At 48.4% G+C, this 19315-nt stretch carries 16 protein-coding genes; 10 read left to right on the top strand and 6 right to left on the bottom strand.

Features of this window, described 5'->3' with window-relative positions; translation table 11 throughout:
• Positions 1 to 84: 84 nt before the first annotated feature.
• From ymdB to gpmI, 5 genes are all read right to left on the bottom strand, one after another.
• Entirely contained in the window at positions 85 to 624 is a 540-nt protein-coding gene (ymdB, locus tag I5M27_RS11780) for an O-acetyl-ADP-ribose deacetylase (protein WP_200506413.1), read from the bottom strand.
• Positions 625 to 661: 37 nt separating this feature from the next.
• The gene (locus I5M27_RS11775; protein ID WP_200506412.1) at positions 662 to 2149 is read right to left on the bottom strand and encodes a M43 family zinc metalloprotease; all 1488 of its coding nucleotides are present in this window, start codon (positions 2147 to 2149) and stop codon (positions 662 to 664) included.
• 179 nt (positions 2150 to 2328) lie between these two features.
• Positions 2329 to 5454 carry a PKD domain-containing protein gene (locus tag I5M27_RS11770; RefSeq protein ID WP_200506411.1) on the bottom strand — a complete coding sequence of 1042 codons (3126 nt, stop codon included), beginning with the start codon at positions 5452 to 5454 and terminating at the stop codon, positions 2329 to 2331.
• Positions 5455 to 5660: 206 nt separating this feature from the next.
• Entirely contained in the window at positions 5661 to 6248 is a 588-nt protein-coding gene (locus tag I5M27_RS11765; RefSeq protein WP_200506410.1) for a hypothetical protein, read from the bottom strand.
• A 154-nt stretch (positions 6249 to 6402) separates the two neighbouring features.
• Positions 6403 to 7929, bottom strand: coding sequence for a 2,3-bisphosphoglycerate-independent phosphoglycerate mutase (gene gpmI, locus I5M27_RS11760; protein WP_200506409.1), 1527 nt, complete (start codon positions 7927 to 7929; stop codon positions 6403 to 6405).
• Positions 7930 to 8069: 140 nt separating this feature from the next.
• Between gpmI and I5M27_RS11755 the strand changes: the two genes are divergently transcribed.
• Positions 8070 to 8474 (top strand): DUF4783 domain-containing protein, encoded by a 405-nt coding sequence (locus tag I5M27_RS11755; protein WP_200506408.1) that lies wholly within the window; start codon positions 8070 to 8072, stop codon positions 8472 to 8474.
• 121 nt (positions 8475 to 8595) lie between these two features.
• On the opposite strand, the gene I5M27_RS11750 is transcribed toward I5M27_RS11755, so the two are convergent.
• On the bottom strand, positions 8596 to 9696 hold the full coding sequence (locus I5M27_RS11750; protein WP_200506407.1) for a T9SS type A sorting domain-containing protein: 1101 nt from the start codon (positions 9694 to 9696) through the stop codon (positions 8596 to 8598).
• A 484-nt stretch (positions 9697 to 10180) separates the two neighbouring features.
• Here I5M27_RS11750 and nadC point away from each other — a divergent pair, with 484 nt between their 5' ends.
• The 9 genes from nadC (at position 10181) to I5M27_RS11705 (ending at position 19208) form a co-directional block, all read left to right on the top strand.
• Positions 10181 to 11044: a carboxylating nicotinate-nucleotide diphosphorylase gene (gene nadC, locus I5M27_RS11745; protein WP_200506406.1), complete on the top strand. Its 864-nt coding sequence runs from the start codon at positions 10181 to 10183 to the stop codon at positions 11042 to 11044.
• A 1030-nt stretch (positions 11045 to 12074) separates the two neighbouring features.
• The gene (locus tag I5M27_RS11740; protein ID WP_200506405.1) at positions 12075 to 12575 is read left to right on the top strand and encodes a YcxB family protein; all 501 of its coding nucleotides are present in this window, start codon (positions 12075 to 12077) and stop codon (positions 12573 to 12575) included.
• A 43-nt stretch (positions 12576 to 12618) separates the two neighbouring features.
• Positions 12619 to 12966: a hypothetical protein gene (locus I5M27_RS11735; protein WP_200506404.1), complete on the top strand. Its 348-nt coding sequence runs from the start codon at positions 12619 to 12621 to the stop codon at positions 12964 to 12966.
• 94 nt (positions 12967 to 13060) lie between these two features.
• On the top strand, positions 13061 to 13360 hold the full coding sequence (locus tag I5M27_RS11730) for a heavy metal-binding domain-containing protein (protein WP_200506403.1): 300 nt from the start codon (positions 13061 to 13063) through the stop codon (positions 13358 to 13360).
• A gap of 133 nt (positions 13361 to 13493) precedes the next feature.
• Positions 13494 to 14228 (top strand): class I SAM-dependent methyltransferase, encoded by a 735-nt coding sequence (locus tag I5M27_RS11725; protein WP_200506402.1) that lies wholly within the window; start codon positions 13494 to 13496, stop codon positions 14226 to 14228.
• A 105-nt stretch (positions 14229 to 14333) separates the two neighbouring features.
• Entirely contained in the window at positions 14334 to 15107 is a 774-nt protein-coding gene (locus I5M27_RS11720; protein ID WP_200506401.1) for a ZIP family metal transporter, read from the top strand.
• 804 nt (positions 15108 to 15911) lie between these two features.
• A complete protein-coding gene (locus I5M27_RS11715; protein ID WP_200506400.1) occupies positions 15912 to 16412 on the top strand; it encodes an RNA polymerase sigma factor in 501 nt (166 codons plus the stop codon).
• The gene (locus I5M27_RS11710; RefSeq protein WP_200506399.1) at positions 16396 to 18321 is read left to right on the top strand and encodes a hypothetical protein; all 1926 of its coding nucleotides are present in this window, start codon (positions 16396 to 16398) and stop codon (positions 18319 to 18321) included. Before I5M27_RS11715 ends, I5M27_RS11710 begins: the two co-directional genes overlap by 17 nt.
• Before the next feature lie 158 nt (positions 18322 to 18479).
• Positions 18480 to 19208, top strand: a complete 729-nt coding sequence (locus tag I5M27_RS11705) for a hypothetical protein (protein WP_200506398.1) — start codon at positions 18480 to 18482, stop codon at positions 19206 to 19208.
• Positions 19209 to 19315: the final 107 nt, after the last annotated feature.

Raw genomic sequence — 19315 nt, 5'->3', positions numbered from 1 at the left:
CAAAACGTACTCCTGCATTCATAAAAAATGCCCGGCCATTACAGCCGGGCATTTTACTTTTTCAGCTTAAAACCATACCGTTTTTCAGGGCAATTTCTGCAACAGATCCTGGTAAAGCTGTAAATTCTCTTCATCGAAACAAACGAACGTAACGGTTTCCGGCTGCGGATTTTGCTGTAAGAACGCTACCGTTTCTTTCAGGGCGATCTCCGCGGCCTCAGCTTTGGGATAACCGTAAACGCCGGTGCTCACGTTGGGAAAAGCAACGGTTTTGCAGGCATTTGCCTGCGCCAGCTTTAAACTGTTGCGGTAACAATTAGCCAGTTTTTCGGCTTCGTTCCGGCTGCCGCCATGCCATACTGGCCCTACCGTATGAATAACGTATTTGGCAGGCAGGTTTCCGGCCGTGGTAATCACCGCTTCACCGGTAGGGCAGCAACCCTGCTTTTCCACAATTTGCCGGCAGGCTTCCAGAATTGCCGGACCGCCGGCCCGGTGAATGGCACCATCTACGCCGCCACCACCCAGCAAAGAAGTATTGGCCGCATTTACAATGGCATCGGTCCGCACTTTTGTAATATCGCCTTGTAAAACGTTTATGCGGTTTTTAACTGAATTTTCCATAAAAAAACGGTAGGGTTTTAGGCTTTAAAAGTGTGGCTTAGCGGAAGATCAATAAAAGCTGCCCGAAATTTTCGTTCCGGTTGGTAACGCCGCGCACCACGTATAAACCTTTGGGCAGATCACGCACCTCTATTGTAAGCGTGCGTTCTTCCGCCGGATACTTTCTGATCAGCTGCCCGATTGAATTAAAAATACCTACTTCGGTAAGTTTTTGATCGGCGGGCGCGCCAATGGTAAGCGTCCGGTCGGCCGGGTTCGGGTAAAGCTGCAGCTCATTTTCCGTAACTTTCAGATAGCCAATTTTGGTTTCGGTATCGGAGCCGAAGGCATCGGTAACGGTGAGCGTAACAGTATAAGCGCCGGGCGCATCGTAACGAATATCCTGCGGGTTTTTCTCGGTGGAAGTCCGCGGAGTGCCGCCTTCAAAAACCCAGCTGAAAGTGGTAGGTTGCCGGCCGTTGGAATAATAGAAAAAATCGGTGGTTTCGCCGGGAAAAATCGCATCGGGCACTGCCCGGAAATCGGCGTTCAGCACATTGCTGCAGGTGTTGGATTGCAGCAAAGCCGTACGCGAAGTATGCAGCACCGCATTCATCCTGTCTACCTGGCCAAGGGTAAATAAATTCATGCAGGCATCGTTGGTATAGTCCATGTAATTCATGAACATATCGCCGTTGGGCCCGTTATTGCAGGAAATTCTTGGAAAAACCGGGCAGCCCGAAGATTTGCCATCCTGATTCGGGGTATCTTCAATCAGATCGGAATCGGTGCAGCTGTTATCGGCTTCGCCCCAGATGTGCCGCAAACCCAGCCAATGCCCCACTTCGTGCGTACCGGTGCGGCCGCGGTTATAAGGCCCCGGAAACGGATTGAGCGGCGTGCGCCCTACGGCCCGGTACAGCAGCGTTACGCCATCGGTAGCGGCCGGCCCGCCGGGGAATTGCGCAAATCCTAAAATATTGTTCGTCAGGTTACATATCCAGATATTCAGGTACAGGTTCCGGTCCCAGGCATCGCGGCCACCCTGCGCCGTAAACTTCATTTTGTTTTCGGTGTATTCAAAGGAAGCCTGGTTGGTTTGCGTGCGGGTAATGCCGTTGGTTGGCTTGCCTTCCGGATCGAGCGAGGCTAAACAGAAATATACCTGCGGGTTACCGGCCACATTCAGAAAAGCAGCGGGCGTGTTACTGGCATCAGGGTTGCGGCGGTTAAAATCTTCATTCAGCACATCGAGCTGCGAGAGGATCTGCAGGTCGGAAATATTTTGCTGCTGGTTATTATAAAGCACATGAAAAACCACCGGAATGGTATCGCCGAGGCTATTGGTACGCTGGCCCGGCCGGTTCTGCAGATATAGGGCCGCAGCCTTTTCTATTTCCTGCATGGCTTTTTTATATTCGGGCTGGTTGCGCCAGAGCAGGGCATTTACTTCGTCGGTAGCGCAGTTGCGGCCTTGTTCCTGGGCATGCGCAGCAAAACTGAAGGCAAAAACGGTAGCAAAAAGCAGCGTAAAAGTCTTTATCATAATGGGGCAATATTGGGTGGCTTCCGCCGGTTTTGATACGCGAAAATTACGGCTTTAGCTGAAATGCCTTTCAAAAAAAACCTAAAATATTGCGGTATCGCTTTTCCCGGAAAACTATGTTTAAATAAAACAAAAAAGGCAGCCATATGGCTGCCTTTTTTACTAAAAAACAATAGCGTTTATTGCTCTATGCTTATTTTCTTTATGATACTGCCTTCGGCGTTCGAAATTTTAACGAAATAGATGCCAGCCGGCAGGTTTGCCACATTAAAGCGGGTTGCTCCGGCATCCGGTTTCTGCTTCGCGATCACCTGGCCGATGGCGTTGGTCAGCTGAATGGCAGTTACTTTTTCAGTAGCCGGAATTTCAACCTGCAGGTAGTTTTTAGCCGGGTTCGGGTAGATCTTGATCAGACCGTTTTCGAAGGCTTCATTCAGACCGGTAGTATTGCGTACTACAATGGTATCGCGGTGAATTTCCGTACAGCCGTTTGCCGAAACTTCGAGTTTTACAATAAAGGTACCGGTGTAAGGATACGTAACCGGCCCCGGGTTATACAGGGTAGAGGTATTGGCAGTGCTCAGGCCCGGCTCACCGAAGTTCCACAGATAGAAGGTTCCGTTGGCAGAGTTGTTGGTAAACGTAACGGTAGCAGCCCCGTTGCGGTGATCGAAGTATTTACCGCTCGGCGTAAAATCTGCCGTAATGTTCGGTACAATTACCCGAACGGTATCGGTAGAAACGCAGCCCGCCGAGGTTGTACCGGTAACGGTATAAACCGTGGTTACACTTGGGTTGGCCGTTACAGTGGCACCGGTAGTAGCGCTCAGCCCTGTAGCCGGCGACCATGTATAAGTAGATGCACCTGAGGCAGTCAGTTGCGTTGGGTTTGTACATATCACTGCTGAAGCCGGTGTAATATTTACATTTGGCAACGCTACCACGTTTACGGTCATGGTTTTTGCATTACTTAATGCACACGGACCGGTACCGGCATGCGCCGTTAACGTTACGTTATAAGTACCCGGGGTATTATAAGTAACAGTTGGGCTCTGCAGTGTAGAACTGGTTTGGGAACCACCCTGGAAGAACCAGGCATAAGCAGTTGCCCCGGTAGTAGAAGTCCCGTTAAAGGTAACCGGGCTGCCTACGCAAATGGTAGTGCTTGGTACGGTAAAATTGGCAACCGGCGGGCCTGGCGGCGGAGTGACTACGCTAATAGCATTGGTTTGGGTTACTGTGGTTGTAAGGCTGCAGTTAGAATTTCCGGCCGTAAGCGTTACATTGTAGTTACCCGGCGTGTTGTAGGTAACGGTAGGGTTTGGCTGGGTAGAAGTAGCCGGCGTACCACCCGGGAAACTCCAGTTATACGTATTGGCTCCCGTAGTAGCATTGCTGTTGAAAGTTACCGTATTGCCGGAGCAAATGGTATTCAGGCTGGAGGTAAAACTTACCACCGGCGCACCGCCCGCCACGATCGGGAATACTGCGTTCGAAAGATTCAGGCTCCAGCCGTTCGGATCGGAGTAAGGGATCCAGGCATTGGTAGACAATTGTTCCCAGCCTTTTCCTGCAGGTGCAGTGGTACTGTGGGTATTGGTAATTAAAGCAATGGTATCGCCGGGAGCAGTTGGCAATACCACGCCCATGTAGAAGTTACCCGTTACGGCTACCGGCGTAGTAAAGGTTACTGTAGTAAGCTGGTTGGCAGCAATATTCGCGGCAATGGTGTTGATCGGAACGACCTGGGAAGCGATGATCGTGCCCGGGGCGCCGTTCGTGCCGGTGGCGTTCCAAACGGCCACCGTTACAGTAGAAGCGGCAGTGGCAAATTTAGCGCGGCCAAAGGCAAAAATACCGCCGTTAATGGTTGTAGTATTGCTTACGAATTTTTCGGCTTTGGCTTTGTGGCCGTAAGCGTTATTCCCCGACACATAACCATTTTTCGCTCCGGTAGCAGTCTGGCTTACATAAATTACCGGCGTACCTGCAAATGGCAGATTCAGCGTATCTACGCAGGCAACCGAATTGCCAACGGTAATGAAATTGTTAATGGTGCGCGTATCGGTGGCGGTTCCTTTGGTTACTGTAAGCGTTACGTTGTAAGTACCCGGAGCGCTGTACTGAATGCTTGCCGGGTTCTGGGCAGTAGAAGTGCTTGGTGTACCACCCGGGAAAGACCATGACCAACCGGTAGGTGTACCGGTAGAATTGTCGAAAAAGTTAACTGCGTTACCCGCTGTAATAGTGGTGTTGTTAGCCGAGAAATTAGCCCGTAAGGTATTGGAGCAGGCAGTAGAAGTTAACAGCGAAGCCCGGGAAGTAGTAAGGGCTGCAATCATGCGGGCTTTTTGGCCGTGAGTAAACATGTTCATACAGTTATCATCTGTATAATCCATATAGTTCATGTACATGGCACCCGGACCGGTTGTAGCGCAGGAAGCGCCAGGCCCGGTAAGCAGCGGGAAAGTAGGGCAGCCCTGATTTTCAGCCTTCTGTTGCGGTGTATCGGTTACTAAATCGTCAGCAGTGCAACCAGGTTCATCACCCCAGATGTGTTTCAGGTCCAGCCAGTGGCCTACTTCGTGCGTGGCGGTGCGGCCGCGGTTTATCGGCGCCGGAAAGGTATTGTGCGGAGGTTTCCCTACAGTGGTATAAAGCAATACGACCCCATCTGCGGCTGCCGAGGCACCCGGTGAAGTTGCATAACCCAGAATTTGACTTCCTGCCGGTCCGCCACCGATATTACCGATCCAGATATTCAGGTATTGCGTATTCGGCCATGCGTCTTTACCGCCTTGCGAACCCGTTTTTATTTGGTTTGGGCTGGTATAATAATCAAAAACTGAAACTGTAGTAGCAGTACGGGTAATACCGGTTGTTGGCTGGCCGCTTGGATCTACACTGGCCAGGCAGAATTCGATCTCCGTATCGGCAGCTAATTGTTTGAACGGACCGGGAATAGAGGTAGTATCGGAATTCATTTTCCGGAAATCCTCATTCAACACGTCCAGCTGAGACATGATCTGCGCCTGCGAGATATTCTGGGTAGCATTGGCATAAACCACGTGAAATACTACCGGAATGGTGCGGGTAACGTTGGTACGGGCGTTTGGCTGATTGCTGAAGAACTGCTGAATAGCGCGTTCGTTCTGCGCCCGCCGGGCTTTATATCCCGGGTCGGTTCTTTCAAGATATTTATCTACTTCTACCGTTCCGCAGGTACGATGGGTTGGCACCTGTGCGTTAGCCGTAGAAAAAAACAATGCGCCGAGGGCGGCCCATAGCGTAAAAGTTTTCCTCATTTGTGAGTAAAGGTTAGGGTGAAAGTTATAACTGTTAAAAAAATTCCAGATGATGCAGCACTTCTTCCGTTTTACCTGATACATTCAAATAAATCCGGTTTAAAGCACTTTAAGCCATTGACAGCATGCAATATAGCAAATTGCCAATAAAAAAAATATGAAAGCTGAGGCAACTGAATATAAAAAGAAGGGAAAGGATTAGCGTGTTATTTTAGTTCCCCGGTAGTGGAAGCTTTCGCGGTATAATGCAAAGAATCGAATAAAAGCACTTTCTGGACGCCGGAAACATAATATTTCTGCAATATTTGATCCGTGCCAAGACTCAGGAAGCGTTCTTCACGGTTAAAAAAAAGTGCGTTTTTTTCTTCCGAAACCGCCCGTAATTCTTTTACCGCATTTGCTTTATCGGTAAAGATCTCCAGGGTTTTAATCGGCGTGTTTACGTCGGCTTTGCGGGTGTAAACCGTACGTTTGCCAGCAGCAGTATTATGTTCAGAAACTTCGTAGCCACCCTGCAACGCTTTTTTATTCAGGTCAATTTCCAGGAAATGCTGCAGTTCTTTTTCCCAGTTAATATTTTGCAGTTGCTGCGTTTCGGGTTTTTCATGGTTTACCCATACCGTTTTCTGCAAAGCGGGCTGCTGCTTTTTTAATAAAACCAGTTGCTGCTGCATAAATCCCGGCACATCAAAATACGCGGCTTCGGAAACAGGTTTCACCGGCGCAGAATCGGAGCAGCCGGCCAGCCCTAAAAACGGTATCAGAATGCCGCTAAAAAGTAGTTTCCGAAGCATAATTTTAATGGTTGAATCAGGAAATTGGAGAGTGAGAAAATGACTGAATGGGAGAATAATTGAATAATTGAATGGGAGAATGAGTAATGAAGGATTGCATGAAAGTTCATTTCCACATTTCCTCATTCAATCATTCTCTCATTCAATAATTCCTTTACAAACCCAGCAATGATTCGCCGGTCATTTCAACTGGTTTTTCAAGGCCCATCAGTTCTAAAACCGTTGGAGCAATGTCGCCGAGTTTACCGTTTTTCAGGGTGCCTTTAAAATCGTTATCGGCTACAATAAACGGCACCAGGCTGGTGGTATGCGCGGTATTTGGCGTGCCATCCGGGTTTATCATGCAATCGGCGTTTCCGTGGTCGGCGATGATGATGCAGGCGTAATTATGAGCTAAAGCCGTAGTCACCACTTTTTCGGCGCATTGGTCTACCGTTTCGCAGGCTTTTACGGCGGCTTCGAATACGCCGGTATGGCCTACCATATCCGGGTTAGCGAAGTTCAGCACCACAAAATCGGGCTCCTGCGTTTCAAGTTCCGGCACCAGCGCGTCGCGCAGTTCAAAGGCGCTCATTTCCGGTTGCAGGTCGTAGGTAGCCACTTTGGGCGAAGCGCATAAAATACGCTTTTCACCTTCAAAGTTGGTTTCGCGCCCGCCGGAGAAGAAGAAGGTTACGTGCGGGTATTTTTCAGTTTCGGCCGCGCGGATCTGCTTTTTTCCGGCTCTGGCCAGCACTTCGCCCAGTGTATTGTTCAGGTTATCTTTATCGAAGATCGGTTTTACGCCTACAAACGTATCGTCGTAATTGGTGAGCGTAACGTAGTGCAGGTTCAGCTTGTGCATGTTCTGCTCGTGGAAATCCTTCTGTGTGAGTGCCTGCGTAATTTCGCGGCCGCGGTCGGTGCGGTAATTAAAGCAGATCACCACGTCGTCGTCTTTTATTAAAGCGATCGGGTTGCCGTCGTTATCTACTTTTATAATGGGCATGATAAATTCGTCGGTTACGCCTTCGTTATAGCTTTGCAGCACCGCGTTCATCAGACTTTGGGTGTGGAAACCAGTACCGTTTACCATGGCATCGTAGGCTACTTTTACGCGTTCCCAGCGGTTGTCGCGGTCCATGGCATAATAACGGCCAACTATGGTAGCAATCTTGCCGGAATTTTTATCCATGTGTTCCTCCAGATCACGCATGTATTTCACGCCGCCTTTCGGGTCGGTATCGCGGCCATCGGTAAAAGCATGCACAAATACGTTATGCACGCCTGCGTCGTGGGCAATGGTGCAAAGCGCCTTCAAATGATCGATGTGCGAATGCACGCCGCCATCGGAAAGCAGCCCGATCAGGTGCACGTTCTTTTTATTGGCTTTAGCATACTCCAGGGTTTCTACCAGTACCGGGTTTTTATCGAGCTGGCGGTCGCGGATGGCTTTGTTGATCTTCACCAGATCCTGGTACACTACGCGGCCGGCACCAATGTTCATATGCCCCACTTCCGAATTCCCCATTTGTCCATCCGGTAAACCAACCGCCTCACCGGATGCCTGCAGTTTGGCGTGCGGGAACCGGGTGTAAAGCGAATCGATGAAAGGGGTGTGAGCTTTATCTACAGCCGAAACATTTTTATCGGCGGCAATGCCCCAGCCGTCCAGAATAACGAGCAGTACTTTTTTATTCATGAAACAAAGATAGGCAAATTCAGAAAATAGCGGAATTATTCTTAGTTTCGGCCGCTAATATGCGTAAACAGATCAGGCTTAGAACAAAAGACTGGCATCATTTTGGTATTAAGCCTTTCAACATCACGCTATTAAATAAAATGAAAGTTTTCAAGTTTATATTTTTAACCACTTTCCTGGCATTTTTTGCTACCGTTTTTGCCTTTGCCCAATCCGGCGACGATGCCTTGAACGGAGTAAGATCAGCCATAAAAGCTGGTTCGGCAAAAGAGGTGGCACGCTACTTCAATAACTCCGTAGAAGTTGGCTTAAACGGCGACAAAGCGAGTTACAGCCAGGCCCAGGCCGAGTTTGTTTTAAGAGATTTCTTCAGCAAAACCCCGCCCGCCAGTTTCGAATACCTGCACCAGGGTTCTTCCAACGAAGGCCAGAAATACGCCATCGGTAAATACACCTCCAAAGCCGGTTCGTACCGCGTTTTTGTAGTAGTAAAACAGTTTGGCGGCAGTTATAGAATTGATACCATAGACTTTACCAAAGAGTAATGCTGTTGCCTTCTCTGCAGCTCTGAAAACAAGCTAAGCAAACGGTATGGTTTTAAACCCAAAAAGTCGTTCTGAAGCAATTCGGAACGACTTTTTTTGTGGTTTGGGATAGCGTTTTGGTTTAGCGCTGAACAATAAACTTTTGATTGAAAATCTTTCCTTTGGAGGAAACTTTGATGATGTACAAACCAGCCGGCCAGCTTTCGGTTAGAATGCTCAGATCGCTTCCTGAAAAATAAACTTTTTCCAGCATTTTCTTCCCGGCAACATCAAATATTTCTACGCTTGCATTCCGGAAATCCGGGTTGGAGAGGGTTACTTTGGAAGTTGCAGGGTTTGGATAAAGTTGAAAATGCGTGGAGGCGCCGTTTTCAGAAATTCCCAGCAAAGTAGTATTAAGTTCAGCTAAGAAAAATCCGTTTCCGGTAAAAATATGCTGGTCAAAACTGCTCCCGGAATTAAAATCACCGGCAATCACACAATTCCCGTTCGGTAAACTCACAATGGCGTCGCCGGAATTCCACCCCAAAGTGCCGGCTTGTTTTGCCCAATTGGCGCTTCCATCTACTTCGTAAAACTGGGCTACAAAAAGCGTTGGCCCTGCTGAAGTAGAAATAAGATCTGGCACGCCATTTCCTAAAATCAAGCTCCCGAAAAAGGCCCCGGTTACAACAATATTGCCGGAATACGTGAAAGCAAGATCTCTTCCGGTAACATTCTTTATCCAGGCCAAGGTGCCATTGCTGTTGTATTTTGCCAGCTTATTGCCAACTACAAAGAGGTTGCCCTGGGCATCGGCTACAAGTTTATTGTGAAAAATATATGGAACAGATGAATTAAATGTCCCGGAAAAGTTCTGTTGCCAGATCAAAGAATCATTCACCCCATATTTCTGGAAATATGTTCCGGATTCTATGAAATAACTACCCTGCGGGCCACAGGCGATAGCATAAACCGGATCGTTGAAGAACTTCAGCCATTGAATTTTGCCGGCACTGTTATATTTCGCTAAAAAATAATTATGAGGCGCTAAGTTGCTTAAAGGAATTGTATCGAACTGCGTTAATCCCGATATGGACTCAATATCACCGGACATGTACGCATTACCGGCAGAATCTGCGGCACTGGCAAATAGCGTAATAGTCGGAAGATCGATTGGTGAAATGTATGCAGATACACCTTTGGTCCAGAGACGATTTCCGGCACTATCTAACTTGGTCACAAAATGAGAGGTTCGGGCGGTGAGAGCACCGCCAGCTTCAGCGGTTATATATAAATTGTCATTAACATCAATAGATAACCCCTGTATTGCTCCAATTGAATCCTTAGACCAGATCATAATACCGTTAGGCCTATATTTCGTTAATTTCCCTCCCGCGCTATCAATTCCCGATGCATAGATATAGCCATTCTGGTCAGCAACCACATTTATTAACTCCCGTGGGCCGAAATTGTTGTGGCTTACCCAATTCCAGGATTGCGCATTTCCATAAAGTCCTGAAAAGCACAGCAGAGCAAACAAAAGCATTTTAAAACGGTAGAGTTTCATAGTAAAAAAGTGAGGGTTGTAAATAGAGGTCGCAGAATGTTAGCTTATCGTTGCCTAGCCTTTCGCTGAAAATTAAAAATTTCCCGTATAAAACCCCGTTGCCCGGAAATTCCGGAAAACTTCTTCAGAAACCTGTAGCTTTTAATATCTTTACCCCGTGAAACCTTTCTACCTAACCCCGGAAAACCTGACGAACTTTATTCAGGCAGCGCTGCGCGAAGACATCGGCGACGGCGATCATTCATCTTTAGCTTCTATCCCGGCCGAGGCCCAAAACCAGGCGCGCCTGCTCGTGAAAGGCAACGGCATTTTAGCCGGCGTAGAGCTGGCCGAAATGATCTTCCGCGAAGTAGACCCGAACCTGCAGGTAGAAACGCTATTGAAAGACGGCCAAAAAGTGCAGATCGGCGACGTAGCCTTAACCGTAACCGGCAAAGCGCAATCCATTCTTACCGCCGAACGTCTGGTGCTGAACTGCATGCAACGCATGAGCGGCATTGCCACCTACACCAAAAGCCTGACCGACTTAATTGCCGGGACCAACGCCAAATTATTAGATACCCGCAAAACCACGCCGAACTTCCGGATCTGCGAAAAATGGGCGGTTTTAATCGGCGGCGGCGTAAACCACCGCTACGGCTTGTTCGACATGATCATCCTGAAAGACAACCACGTAGATTACGCCGGCGGCATCGAGAGAGCCGTAAAAGCCACCCAGGAATACTTGAAGCGCCTGGGAAAAGACCTGAAAATTGAAGTAGAAACCCGCAACCTCGACGAAGTAAAACAGGCATTAGAAGTTGGCGGCATCCACAGAATCATGCTCGATAACATGACACCGGCCATGATGAAAGAAGCCGTACAACTCATCGGCTCCCGTTTCGAAACCGAAGCCTCCGGCGGCATTACCGAGCAAACCATCCGAGCCGTAGCCGAAACCGGCGTCGATTATATTTCCGTTGGCGCCCTCACGCATTCGGTAAAAAGCATAGACCTGAGTCTGAAAGCCACAAAACTGTAACCCCACCCCAGCCCTCCCCTGAATCAGGGGAGGGCGTTTTTCCTCCTGTAGTACCGTAAGCTAAAACAGACGGCAATGAAGTCTGAACACGATTTTTAGGATTTATGGAATGGACAGGATTATTTGTCTGAATCTGAATTTTCTGAATTTGCAGGATTTTCAGAATGTAATACAACCACCCCAACCCCCAATATCGTCAACTTAAATAATTATTGGGTCATCCCGAGCATTCCTGAGACGAGAGTCGAAAGGACCACTGCGTAGCAGCCGAGGGAACTAAGGCGTACCGAATCTGCAAGGAATTCACTGCTTCGCTCGAATTCCCTTGTATTTCCGCGTAAGTTTCTTCGACAGGCTCAGAATGACCCAATAATTTTCTATGGATTCTCTTAAGTTGACGGCATTACCCCTAACCCCTATCCCAAAATTCTCCGGGATCTGCGACTTAAAAAGGAGGTGAACTTTTACGCATAATTGATCTTCCGCCTATCGCCAGCGCAGCGTAACTTGAAAATCACGTCATCCAGATAACTAAACTAAAAAGAAGCCAGCTACAGAGGGAAACTGACACCAGTTTCTGTGAGAGCGGCCTCCAAGACTTCCGGTGCCAACGCAGGAGGCAGCCCGGCAGGGCAGGAAGGGTTGCAGCCGCGAACGCAGAAACGAAGCCACCCGGCTGGAGGGGGAAAGCTCAATTGAAAGTTAAGAGCTAATAGTTAGGAACTAAAGCAAGCTATGAAAACGCTATCCTTTCAAGTATAAAAAGTCAATAGCAAACTTTTGTATTCGCTTAAATAGATCCCTCTTAACATCGGAATGACAAAAAGAGTCGGGACGACAAAAAAAACGCTATCCTTTCAAATCAAAAAACCTTCCAAACGCACAAACACCTTTCCGCCCCTTTAATTCAAAAAGAATCACCCCACGAAAAAAACCATATTTTTATTCCGTAGAATTTTTTAACTACTTTTGTGCGCTGAATTTCCGCAGCCGGGCTTCCGTGCCCGAAAAATTTTAGATTTATTACAACGTGCTGATCAAAACCAAAAAGTACAAATTAGAACCTGCGCTTTACATTAAAACCGCAATGCTGGAGCTGCTCAAAAAACAGTGGTGGTACATTGTCGGCCCGGTTGCGCTGGCTTGTTTAGCCTTTATCTGGCCAAGCTGGTGGTTCATTTCCATTGCCATTTTAATTGTAGTGCTATACTTGCTTTTCTGGGCCGTACAATTTGCCGGCGTAACCCAGCTGGAACAAAACAAAATGCTTTTCCAGAAAATGAACTACGAAATAGATGGCCGTCAGATCCTGATGAAAATAAGCGAGCGCCAGGGCATGCCCGTAAACTGGGACATGATCAAGACCGCCAAGAAAACCAAAGACCATTATTTATTAAGTCTTTCCAAAGCCCAGTTCATTTACCTGCCCTTCAACATTTTCACCAACCCAAACGATCTGAAAATGATGGACACGTACCTGAAACGCAAAAACCTTTTAACCGATAATGCGCCTAAAACCGCTGTTAGTTAACTCCTGAAAAACCGTATCGAAAAACGCTATAAAACCTACCATCATGAATAAATCGCTTTTAGTAGCTTTTGCTTTCGCAGGCATCCTTTCGGCTTGCAGCAGCCAACCATCCGATTTCCGTCCGGGCAACAAAGTTTCTGTAAACGAAGTTGCTCCCGGAACCCGCGAAACCGATATTTACAACCTGAACGGTCAGGTAGCCCCGCACCCGGAGCACGGCCATGAAGCAACCGGCCACCAGACCACCGGCCCGGATGCCGGCGGCACCAATACCACCCGCCCGGACGTAATGCTGAACGCGGATGAGCACAAAAGCGACATCGGTGGCAAAAAACAAGTACCAGCCGAAGAAAAAACCACAGACGCCGAGCAGGTAGAAAACCACCAGTAAGCTGGTTAAGCGTTTCAGGTTTGTTGCCAACTGAAAAACGGCAGGAAAAACGACCTGAAAAGTGCTGAGTCGCTTACGATTATATAAACAGAATATGAAGATCAGAAATATTTTCAGCGCATTGGCCCTAGGATTAAGCCTTGCCGGTTTTACCGCCTGCACGAGCCAGACTGCCAGCGATGAAACTCACCAAACTACCGAAACCACCCGCAAAGTAACCGACAAGGCTTATACTTGCCCGATGCATTGCGAAGGCAGCGCCAGCAACCAACCCGGCAAATGCCCGGTTTGCGAAATGGACCTGGAGAAAAATCCGGATTACGTAGCCCCGGTTTCAACCTCGGCCGACATTACGCAGCCAGCTACTATTACCGATACTGCCGCTACCAAATAATTCCTTTGGGAAACGCTATAGAAAAAGGCAGAAAAAGTATCTGCCTTTTTTTGTGCCTTCCGTAAAGTCTTTTTACGCGCGCAAATCCGCTTATTTTTGCACCGCATTAACCGCCCTGTAAACCCCGCAAACTATGTCCCAGCCAGAAGAATGGTTCAGTACCTGGTTCGATTCGCCGTATTACCACATGCTCTACAGCAACCGCAATTACGCCGAAGCCGAGCAATTCCTGCAAAACCTGCTGCAACACCTGCACCCTAAACCCGATGCTAAGATCCTGGATCTGGCCTGCGGCAAGGGCCGCCACGCAATTTACCTGAACCAGCAGGGCTATAACGTAACCGGGGTAGACCTGGCGCCGCAAAGCATTGCCGCCGCCAAACAATTCGAGAACGAAAAGCTGCATTTTGAAGTGCACGATATGCGCGAACCGTTCAAACCAAACCACTTCGACTTTGTGCTGAATCTGTTTACCAGCTTTGGTTATTTTGCTTCCGAAACCGAAAACGTAGTAGCGCTAAAAGCCATTGCTGAATCGGTAAAACCCGGCGGAAAACTGGTGATCGATTTCCTGAATGCTGAAAAAGTAGTGGCCAATTTAGTGCCGCAGGAAACCAAAGTTTTAGAAGGCATTACCTTTCACATCACCAAACGCATGGAAGGTAAGCTGATCGTAAAAACCATCGATTTTGAGGCCGAAGGCAAGCCATATCATTTCCAGGAAAAAGTATGGGCGTTAACCACCGAAGATTTCCACGAATATTTTAAAATGACCGATCTACGGTTGCACGAATGTTTCGGTAGCTACAAGCTCGAACCATTTGACGCGAAAACCAGCGACCGCCTCATTTTCATTCTGAAGAAATAATAACCCAGCATTGCTTAAACCGGAAAAAGTGCGGGCAGAAAACAATTTTATTCGCTTATTTTACCCTGATGCCGGTGTGCTGAAACCGCTGTCTAATTTACTGCCATGATCTTAGCCATTCTGATCCTGTTTTTCACGGTGCTTTTTGCCGGCTGGCTCGTACGCTTTCTGCCTAAAGACAACCAGTATTTCCTCAAGATCCTGCTGGCTTTCAGCGGCGCGTACCTGTTTTCCATCACCATCCTGCACATCCTGCCCGATGTATTGCTGAGCACCGACGATCCGCACCAGGTAGGCTATTACGTGCTGGCCGGTTTCTTTCTGCAATTGCTTTTAGAACTCTTTTCCGAAGGCATAGAACACGGCCACGTACACAAACACGCCCACGACAAAAATACCGGCTACGTGCCTTTCATGCTGCTTTTCTCGCTGATCATGCACTCTTTCCTGGAAGGCAGCATTCTGGTAGAAAACGACCACGGACATAACCACGCCGGCCATAATCACGGCCATAACGATTACCTGGGCAATAACTTTTACAGCGTACTGGTGGGCATTGCCATTCACCATATACCGGCAGCGGTAGCGCTGATGTCGGTTTTAATGTTCCGGCTGAATAATTTTAAGAAAGCATTCGGCTACCTTTTTCTGTTTGCCATTGCCTCGCCGCTCGGCATTCTGTTCAGCAATTACGTAATTCTGGACCAGCTGCAAAACACCAATTTATTCATGATCCTGTCGGGTTTGGTAGCCGGTAATTTCCTGCACATTTCCACCACCATCCTCTTCGAAACCAGCCCCGACCACCGTTTCCATAAAAACAAAATTATTGCCACCGTTGCCGGCACGCTGCTGGCCCTGGCCAGTAATTTTGTTTAACCCCCGGATCAGCATTTTCAGGATTAAAGTTTTTTTGTCTGAACACGATTTCAAGGATTTATGGGATGGACAGGATTATTTTTCTGAATCAGAATTTGATAATTAACAGAATTACACTCCTAAGTTTCATTTCACGCCTATCGCCAGCGCAGCGTTTCCTGAAAATCACGCTATTTGAGAGAGTAAACTAAAAGAAGCCAGCTACGAAGGGAACTGATACCAGTTTCTGTGAGAGCGGCCTCCAAGACTTCCGGTGCCACAGGCAGCCCGCAAGGGCAGGAAGGGTTGCAGCCGCGAGCGCAGAAACGAAGCCACCCGGCTTGAGGGGGAAAGTTTAATTGAAAGTTAAGAGCTAATAGTTAGGAACGAAAAGCAAGCTATAAAAACGGTATCGTTTTAACCTTAAAAACTGCTTACCACCGACGAGATCCTTCACTAACGTTCAGGATGACAGGGTGTAAAACGCTATACTTTCAAACTCAAAAACTCAATAGCAAACTTACTTATTCGCTTAAATAGATCCCTCCCCACGTCGGGATGACCAAAAGAGTGGAGATGACGAAAAGAGTCAGAATGATCGAAAAAACGCTATCCTTTCAACCCAAAAAACTACATAAACCATCCCTTCACCCTTCCCAAAACCCCTTCCCTTAAAATAATTTCAAAAACCCTGCAACAATCCTTAAATTCCGGTAGTCATACCTGTGAACGAAACAATACTACCATAACCTTTTGCGGATCTTCAGGAAAAAATCGGTCAGCGAAGCTGAAATGATTCAGGGCTGCGCGGCTGGAAACCGGGAAATGCAGAAACTACTTTATGAACGCTTTGCCGCCACCATGAAGGGAGTTTGCCTGCGCTACTCGAAAACCAGCTTCGAAGCCGAAGACATCATGCACGACGCTTTCCTGAAGGTCTTCAAAAACATCGACAAATTTAAAGGCGATTGCCCGCTGGAAGGCTGGGTGCGCCGCATTACCATAAACACCGCGTTGTCGCATTTACGGAGCCGCTTGCATAAAACCGAAGCTTCCGAAACCGACGAACTCGTAGAAATTGCCGAGCCCGAAACTGCTTTCAGCACGTTTGCCGCCGAAGAACTGATGGAACTGGTGCGCAGTTTACAACCAAAATACCAGGCCGTTTTCAACTTATTTGCCATTGAAGGCTATTCCTACAAAGAAATTTCGGAAATGCTGAACGTGCCCGAAGTAACCTGCCGCTCGCATTATTTAAGGGCCCGGAACATGCTGCGCGAAATGGTGGAAAAATCTAATAAAATTTATCATGAAAAAATCAGCTGATCCAAATTCCGATAAAATGCAGGCGGAGTTCCGGCAAAAGCTGGGAAATTACCAGGCAGCGCCCACCGATAACCTCTGGGATAAAATTGAACTAAGCCTGGATAAAGAAGAAGCCCTGGTCTACAAAAACCGTTTCCGGGTTTATTCGCGTCTGGCGGCGGCTTGCCTGTTGCTTTTGCTGGCTTTTAGCGCGGTTCTAATTCCCAAAGAACTCAGGCACCTGCAAGAAGAAAGCGCCGAAATGGCAACTACCCAAAAACCTGCGGCAAACGGAAACTCCAACGCGCCGGCCCCGCAGCAGACTGAAAACATGGTTCCGGAAACGGCTATTGCTTCAAGCCCGAAAACTTCCGAAAATGCGCTGCTTCCAAGCGAAAAAACTGCCCGCGCTTATTCCGGAACCGAATCAGCAGAAACAGCTAAACAACTTGCTTTAAATACCGGAACCGCGCAAAATGCGAACGCTGAAAACGAGTTTACCTCAAAAAATGCTGCAGCAGAAAAAACGGTAGCTTTTAATGCTACAAAAGTAAGACCCCAGGCTTCGCAACCCGGAAACGCAGCATCCGGAGCTCCGCAAAACGCTATGCTTTCAGCAGCTAAAACTGCTCCGGCTGGCATTCCCGCTTCAGAAACGGTGGCTAAGGTAACTGAAATTTCCACTCCGGAGGTTACCATTGCAGCAATTTCGGAGCCTATAAATGCAACCCGCAGCGCCGCGCCGGAAACTGCCAATGCGCATCAGGAATCTGCCGCAGCAAGTAAAACAGCTCCTTCCCCAACAACACTAACCGCTCAGCATGCTTCTGTTGCGGCGGCCTTCCAAAACCCAATGACCACTGCCGAAGCGCCGGGTGTTTCGAAGGCAAGCACTTTTACGTCGCAGAATCATAGCGTTTCTCTTAAAAAAGCGAAATTCAAGCCACTGCCTTTTCTGAAACTTAATAACCCCGAACTGCCAAAAGCCGAACAGGGAAAATCAATCCTTCCGGACTCTAACCTGCTGGCTACCATTCCGGTACCCGAAAACCTGACAGAAACAGAAACGAAAGAGAAAAAAACGTCGCAATCCGGCAAATGGCTGCTGGCACTTGCCTATTCCGGCAGCCGCTTTGAGGCGGGCATGCGTCTGGCGAACCAGGTTGTGGCCCAACCCAACGCCAGCCTGATAAGCCAGCAGCAACAAGCCGAAAACATTGCCCAATACGAAGAAGCTATCCGGGAATTTAACCAGGAAACCCGACCGGGCTATTCGCAGGGCGGCGCGCTGCAGGTGGCGTATAAACTTACTAAAAACTGGCTGCTGCAAAGCGGTTTCCGGTATTTCCGCAACCAGGCCCAGACCGCTTCGCATTATGCTTTTTCTACCCGGGAAGTTACCAACACGGGCATAGGATCAGGATTACCCACCCAGCAACATGCCCCGCAAACCGTGCTGGAAACCGTACTGGAAAACAGTTTCGACCCAGACAAAACGCAAATCCTTAATACTCCCGAAAACAAAACCAGCTACGTTTTCCAGCAGATCGGCGTGCCGGTAAACCTGCGTTACCAAACCAACGGCAAAACGCTTTATTACTTTGGCGCAGCCGGTTTTACCATGAATTTACTGACGACTGCCGCCATCGAAACGAAGCATGAACAAACGGTTTATACCAATTCCCGAACCAAAGATGAGGCCGCAACGATGAGCAGCGCGCCGCAGGAACAGGCTTTCCGGAATTGGCTGCCGGCCGTGGGTTTGCAAACCGGTGTGGGCTACCAGCTTTCCCAACATTGGCAACTGGAAATGGCGCTGGAAGGCGAACAATATTTAAAGCCGCTTATTCAGGCTGAAAGAACTGCCGGCGCGAAACAGAAAAATCCGCGGAGCGTGGGCGCCTCGCTGAAACTGGGTTATAGTTTTTAAGCCCGGAAGCCTAGCCTTTTTAACTAAAATTTCTGCCCGTGTTGCAACGTCAGAAAACTTTCCGAAGTCTTCTTTAAAACCGCCGGACGCGGAAAAGACTGCAGCTTTTTCTTTTTTCCGGCCATTACTTCTAAAAAAAATCTTAAAACCGAATTACTATGAAAAATTATGAATGGCTGCGCCGGAACCCGGCAAAATTACAAAGCAGCTTCCGCCCGAAAAACACAATTTACGGTTTCCTGGCTTTGCTCATGCTCGGCCTTTCAGGTTGCGATATAACCCGATGCGGCGAAGACCCGGAACCTAAAGGCGTTTGCAACACCCTGGTAACGGTAGAGGAAGATGGCTGCTGGCAGAGTTCAGAAGGCAATTTCTGGTTCCGCACCGAGCAAGGCAAACTACTCATGCCAACTTCCAGCCTGGTAAACCTGCCCGAACTGAAAAAAGGCATGCAGCTGAAAATTGCCTACGAGGTGGTAGAACAGAATCCCCAAAACGCTATTATCTGCAATTACCTGGTGGCTACTGAATTGCCGGAACAAGCCATAAAAATTACCTGCGCCGAAGCACTTCCTTTTTGCGGCGCCGAACCAGGCCCGCAAAACTGCAGCATCTACGCCACTGCCGAAACCGTAATTTGCGGCGCCGGTGTGTGGGCTAATATCTGGCTGCGCCTGGACGATGGCACCTTGCTGCAGCCCTGGGAAACCAATGTGCAGGGTTTACAGCTCGTGAATGGCCAGCGTTACATAATTGGCTACGAACTGATGCAACGCGACAACCGTTACCAGAATGCCGTTATCTGTCAGGCGGTTCCGCCGGTTGCCAGCGTCGCGCGCATTAACTGCATAGAAGCGGATCTTTCCACGACCAATGGCGGCAAGTAATTATTGGCTGGGGTAAGTTTTTAGCTCGTACCAGCCAATAAGCCAGAATATGAATTCCTTGCTCACGGCGGCATTTGAATTTAGGCAAGCAGATATCCTGGCCTAAT

Origin of the sequence: Adhaeribacter terrigena (assembly GCF_016623615.1) — a bacterium.
Taxonomy (GTDB): Bacteria; Bacteroidota; Bacteroidia; order Cytophagales; family Hymenobacteraceae; genus Adhaeribacter_A; species Adhaeribacter_A terrigena.
Note: the sequence above shows the minus strand (reverse complement) of the source record. Positions and strands in the feature narration are given on the sequence as shown.

What these genes read in the sequence shown, in the direction of transcription:
- ymdB (WP_200506413.1), bottom strand. Translation starts at nt 624, where the DNA reads ATGGAAAATTCAGTTAAAAACCGCATAAACGTTTTACAAGGCGATATT.
- I5M27_RS11775 (WP_200506412.1), bottom strand. Translation starts at nt 2,149, where the DNA reads ATGATAAAGACTTTTACGCTGCTTTTTGCTACCGTTTTTGCCTTCAGT.
- I5M27_RS11770 (WP_200506411.1), bottom strand. Translation starts at nt 5,454, where the DNA reads ATGAGGAAAACTTTTACGCTATGGGCCGCCCTCGGCGCATTGTTTTTT.
- I5M27_RS11765 (WP_200506410.1), bottom strand. Translation starts at nt 6,248, where the DNA reads ATGCTTCGGAAACTACTTTTTAGCGGCATTCTGATACCGTTTTTAGGG.
- gpmI (WP_200506409.1), bottom strand. Translation starts at nt 7,929, where the DNA reads ATGAATAAAAAAGTACTGCTCGTTATTCTGGACGGCTGGGGCATTGCC.
- I5M27_RS11755 (WP_200506408.1), top strand. Translation starts at nt 8,070, where the DNA reads ATGAAAGTTTTCAAGTTTATATTTTTAACCACTTTCCTGGCATTTTTT.
- I5M27_RS11735 (WP_200506404.1), top strand. Translation starts at nt 12,619, where the DNA reads ATGAATAAATCGCTTTTAGTAGCTTTTGCTTTCGCAGGCATCCTTTCG.
- I5M27_RS11730 (WP_200506403.1), top strand. Translation starts at nt 13,061, where the DNA reads ATGAAGATCAGAAATATTTTCAGCGCATTGGCCCTAGGATTAAGCCTT.
- I5M27_RS11725 (WP_200506402.1), top strand. Translation starts at nt 13,494, where the DNA reads ATGTCCCAGCCAGAAGAATGGTTCAGTACCTGGTTCGATTCGCCGTAT.
- I5M27_RS11720 (WP_200506401.1), top strand. Translation starts at nt 14,334, where the DNA reads ATGATCTTAGCCATTCTGATCCTGTTTTTCACGGTGCTTTTTGCCGGC.
- I5M27_RS11715 (WP_200506400.1), top strand. Translation starts at nt 15,912, where the DNA reads ATGCAGAAACTACTTTATGAACGCTTTGCCGCCACCATGAAGGGAGTT.
- I5M27_RS11710 (WP_200506399.1), top strand. Translation starts at nt 16,396, where the DNA reads ATGAAAAAATCAGCTGATCCAAATTCCGATAAAATGCAGGCGGAGTTC.
- I5M27_RS11705 (WP_200506398.1), top strand. Translation starts at nt 18,480, where the DNA reads ATGAAAAATTATGAATGGCTGCGCCGGAACCCGGCAAAATTACAAAGC.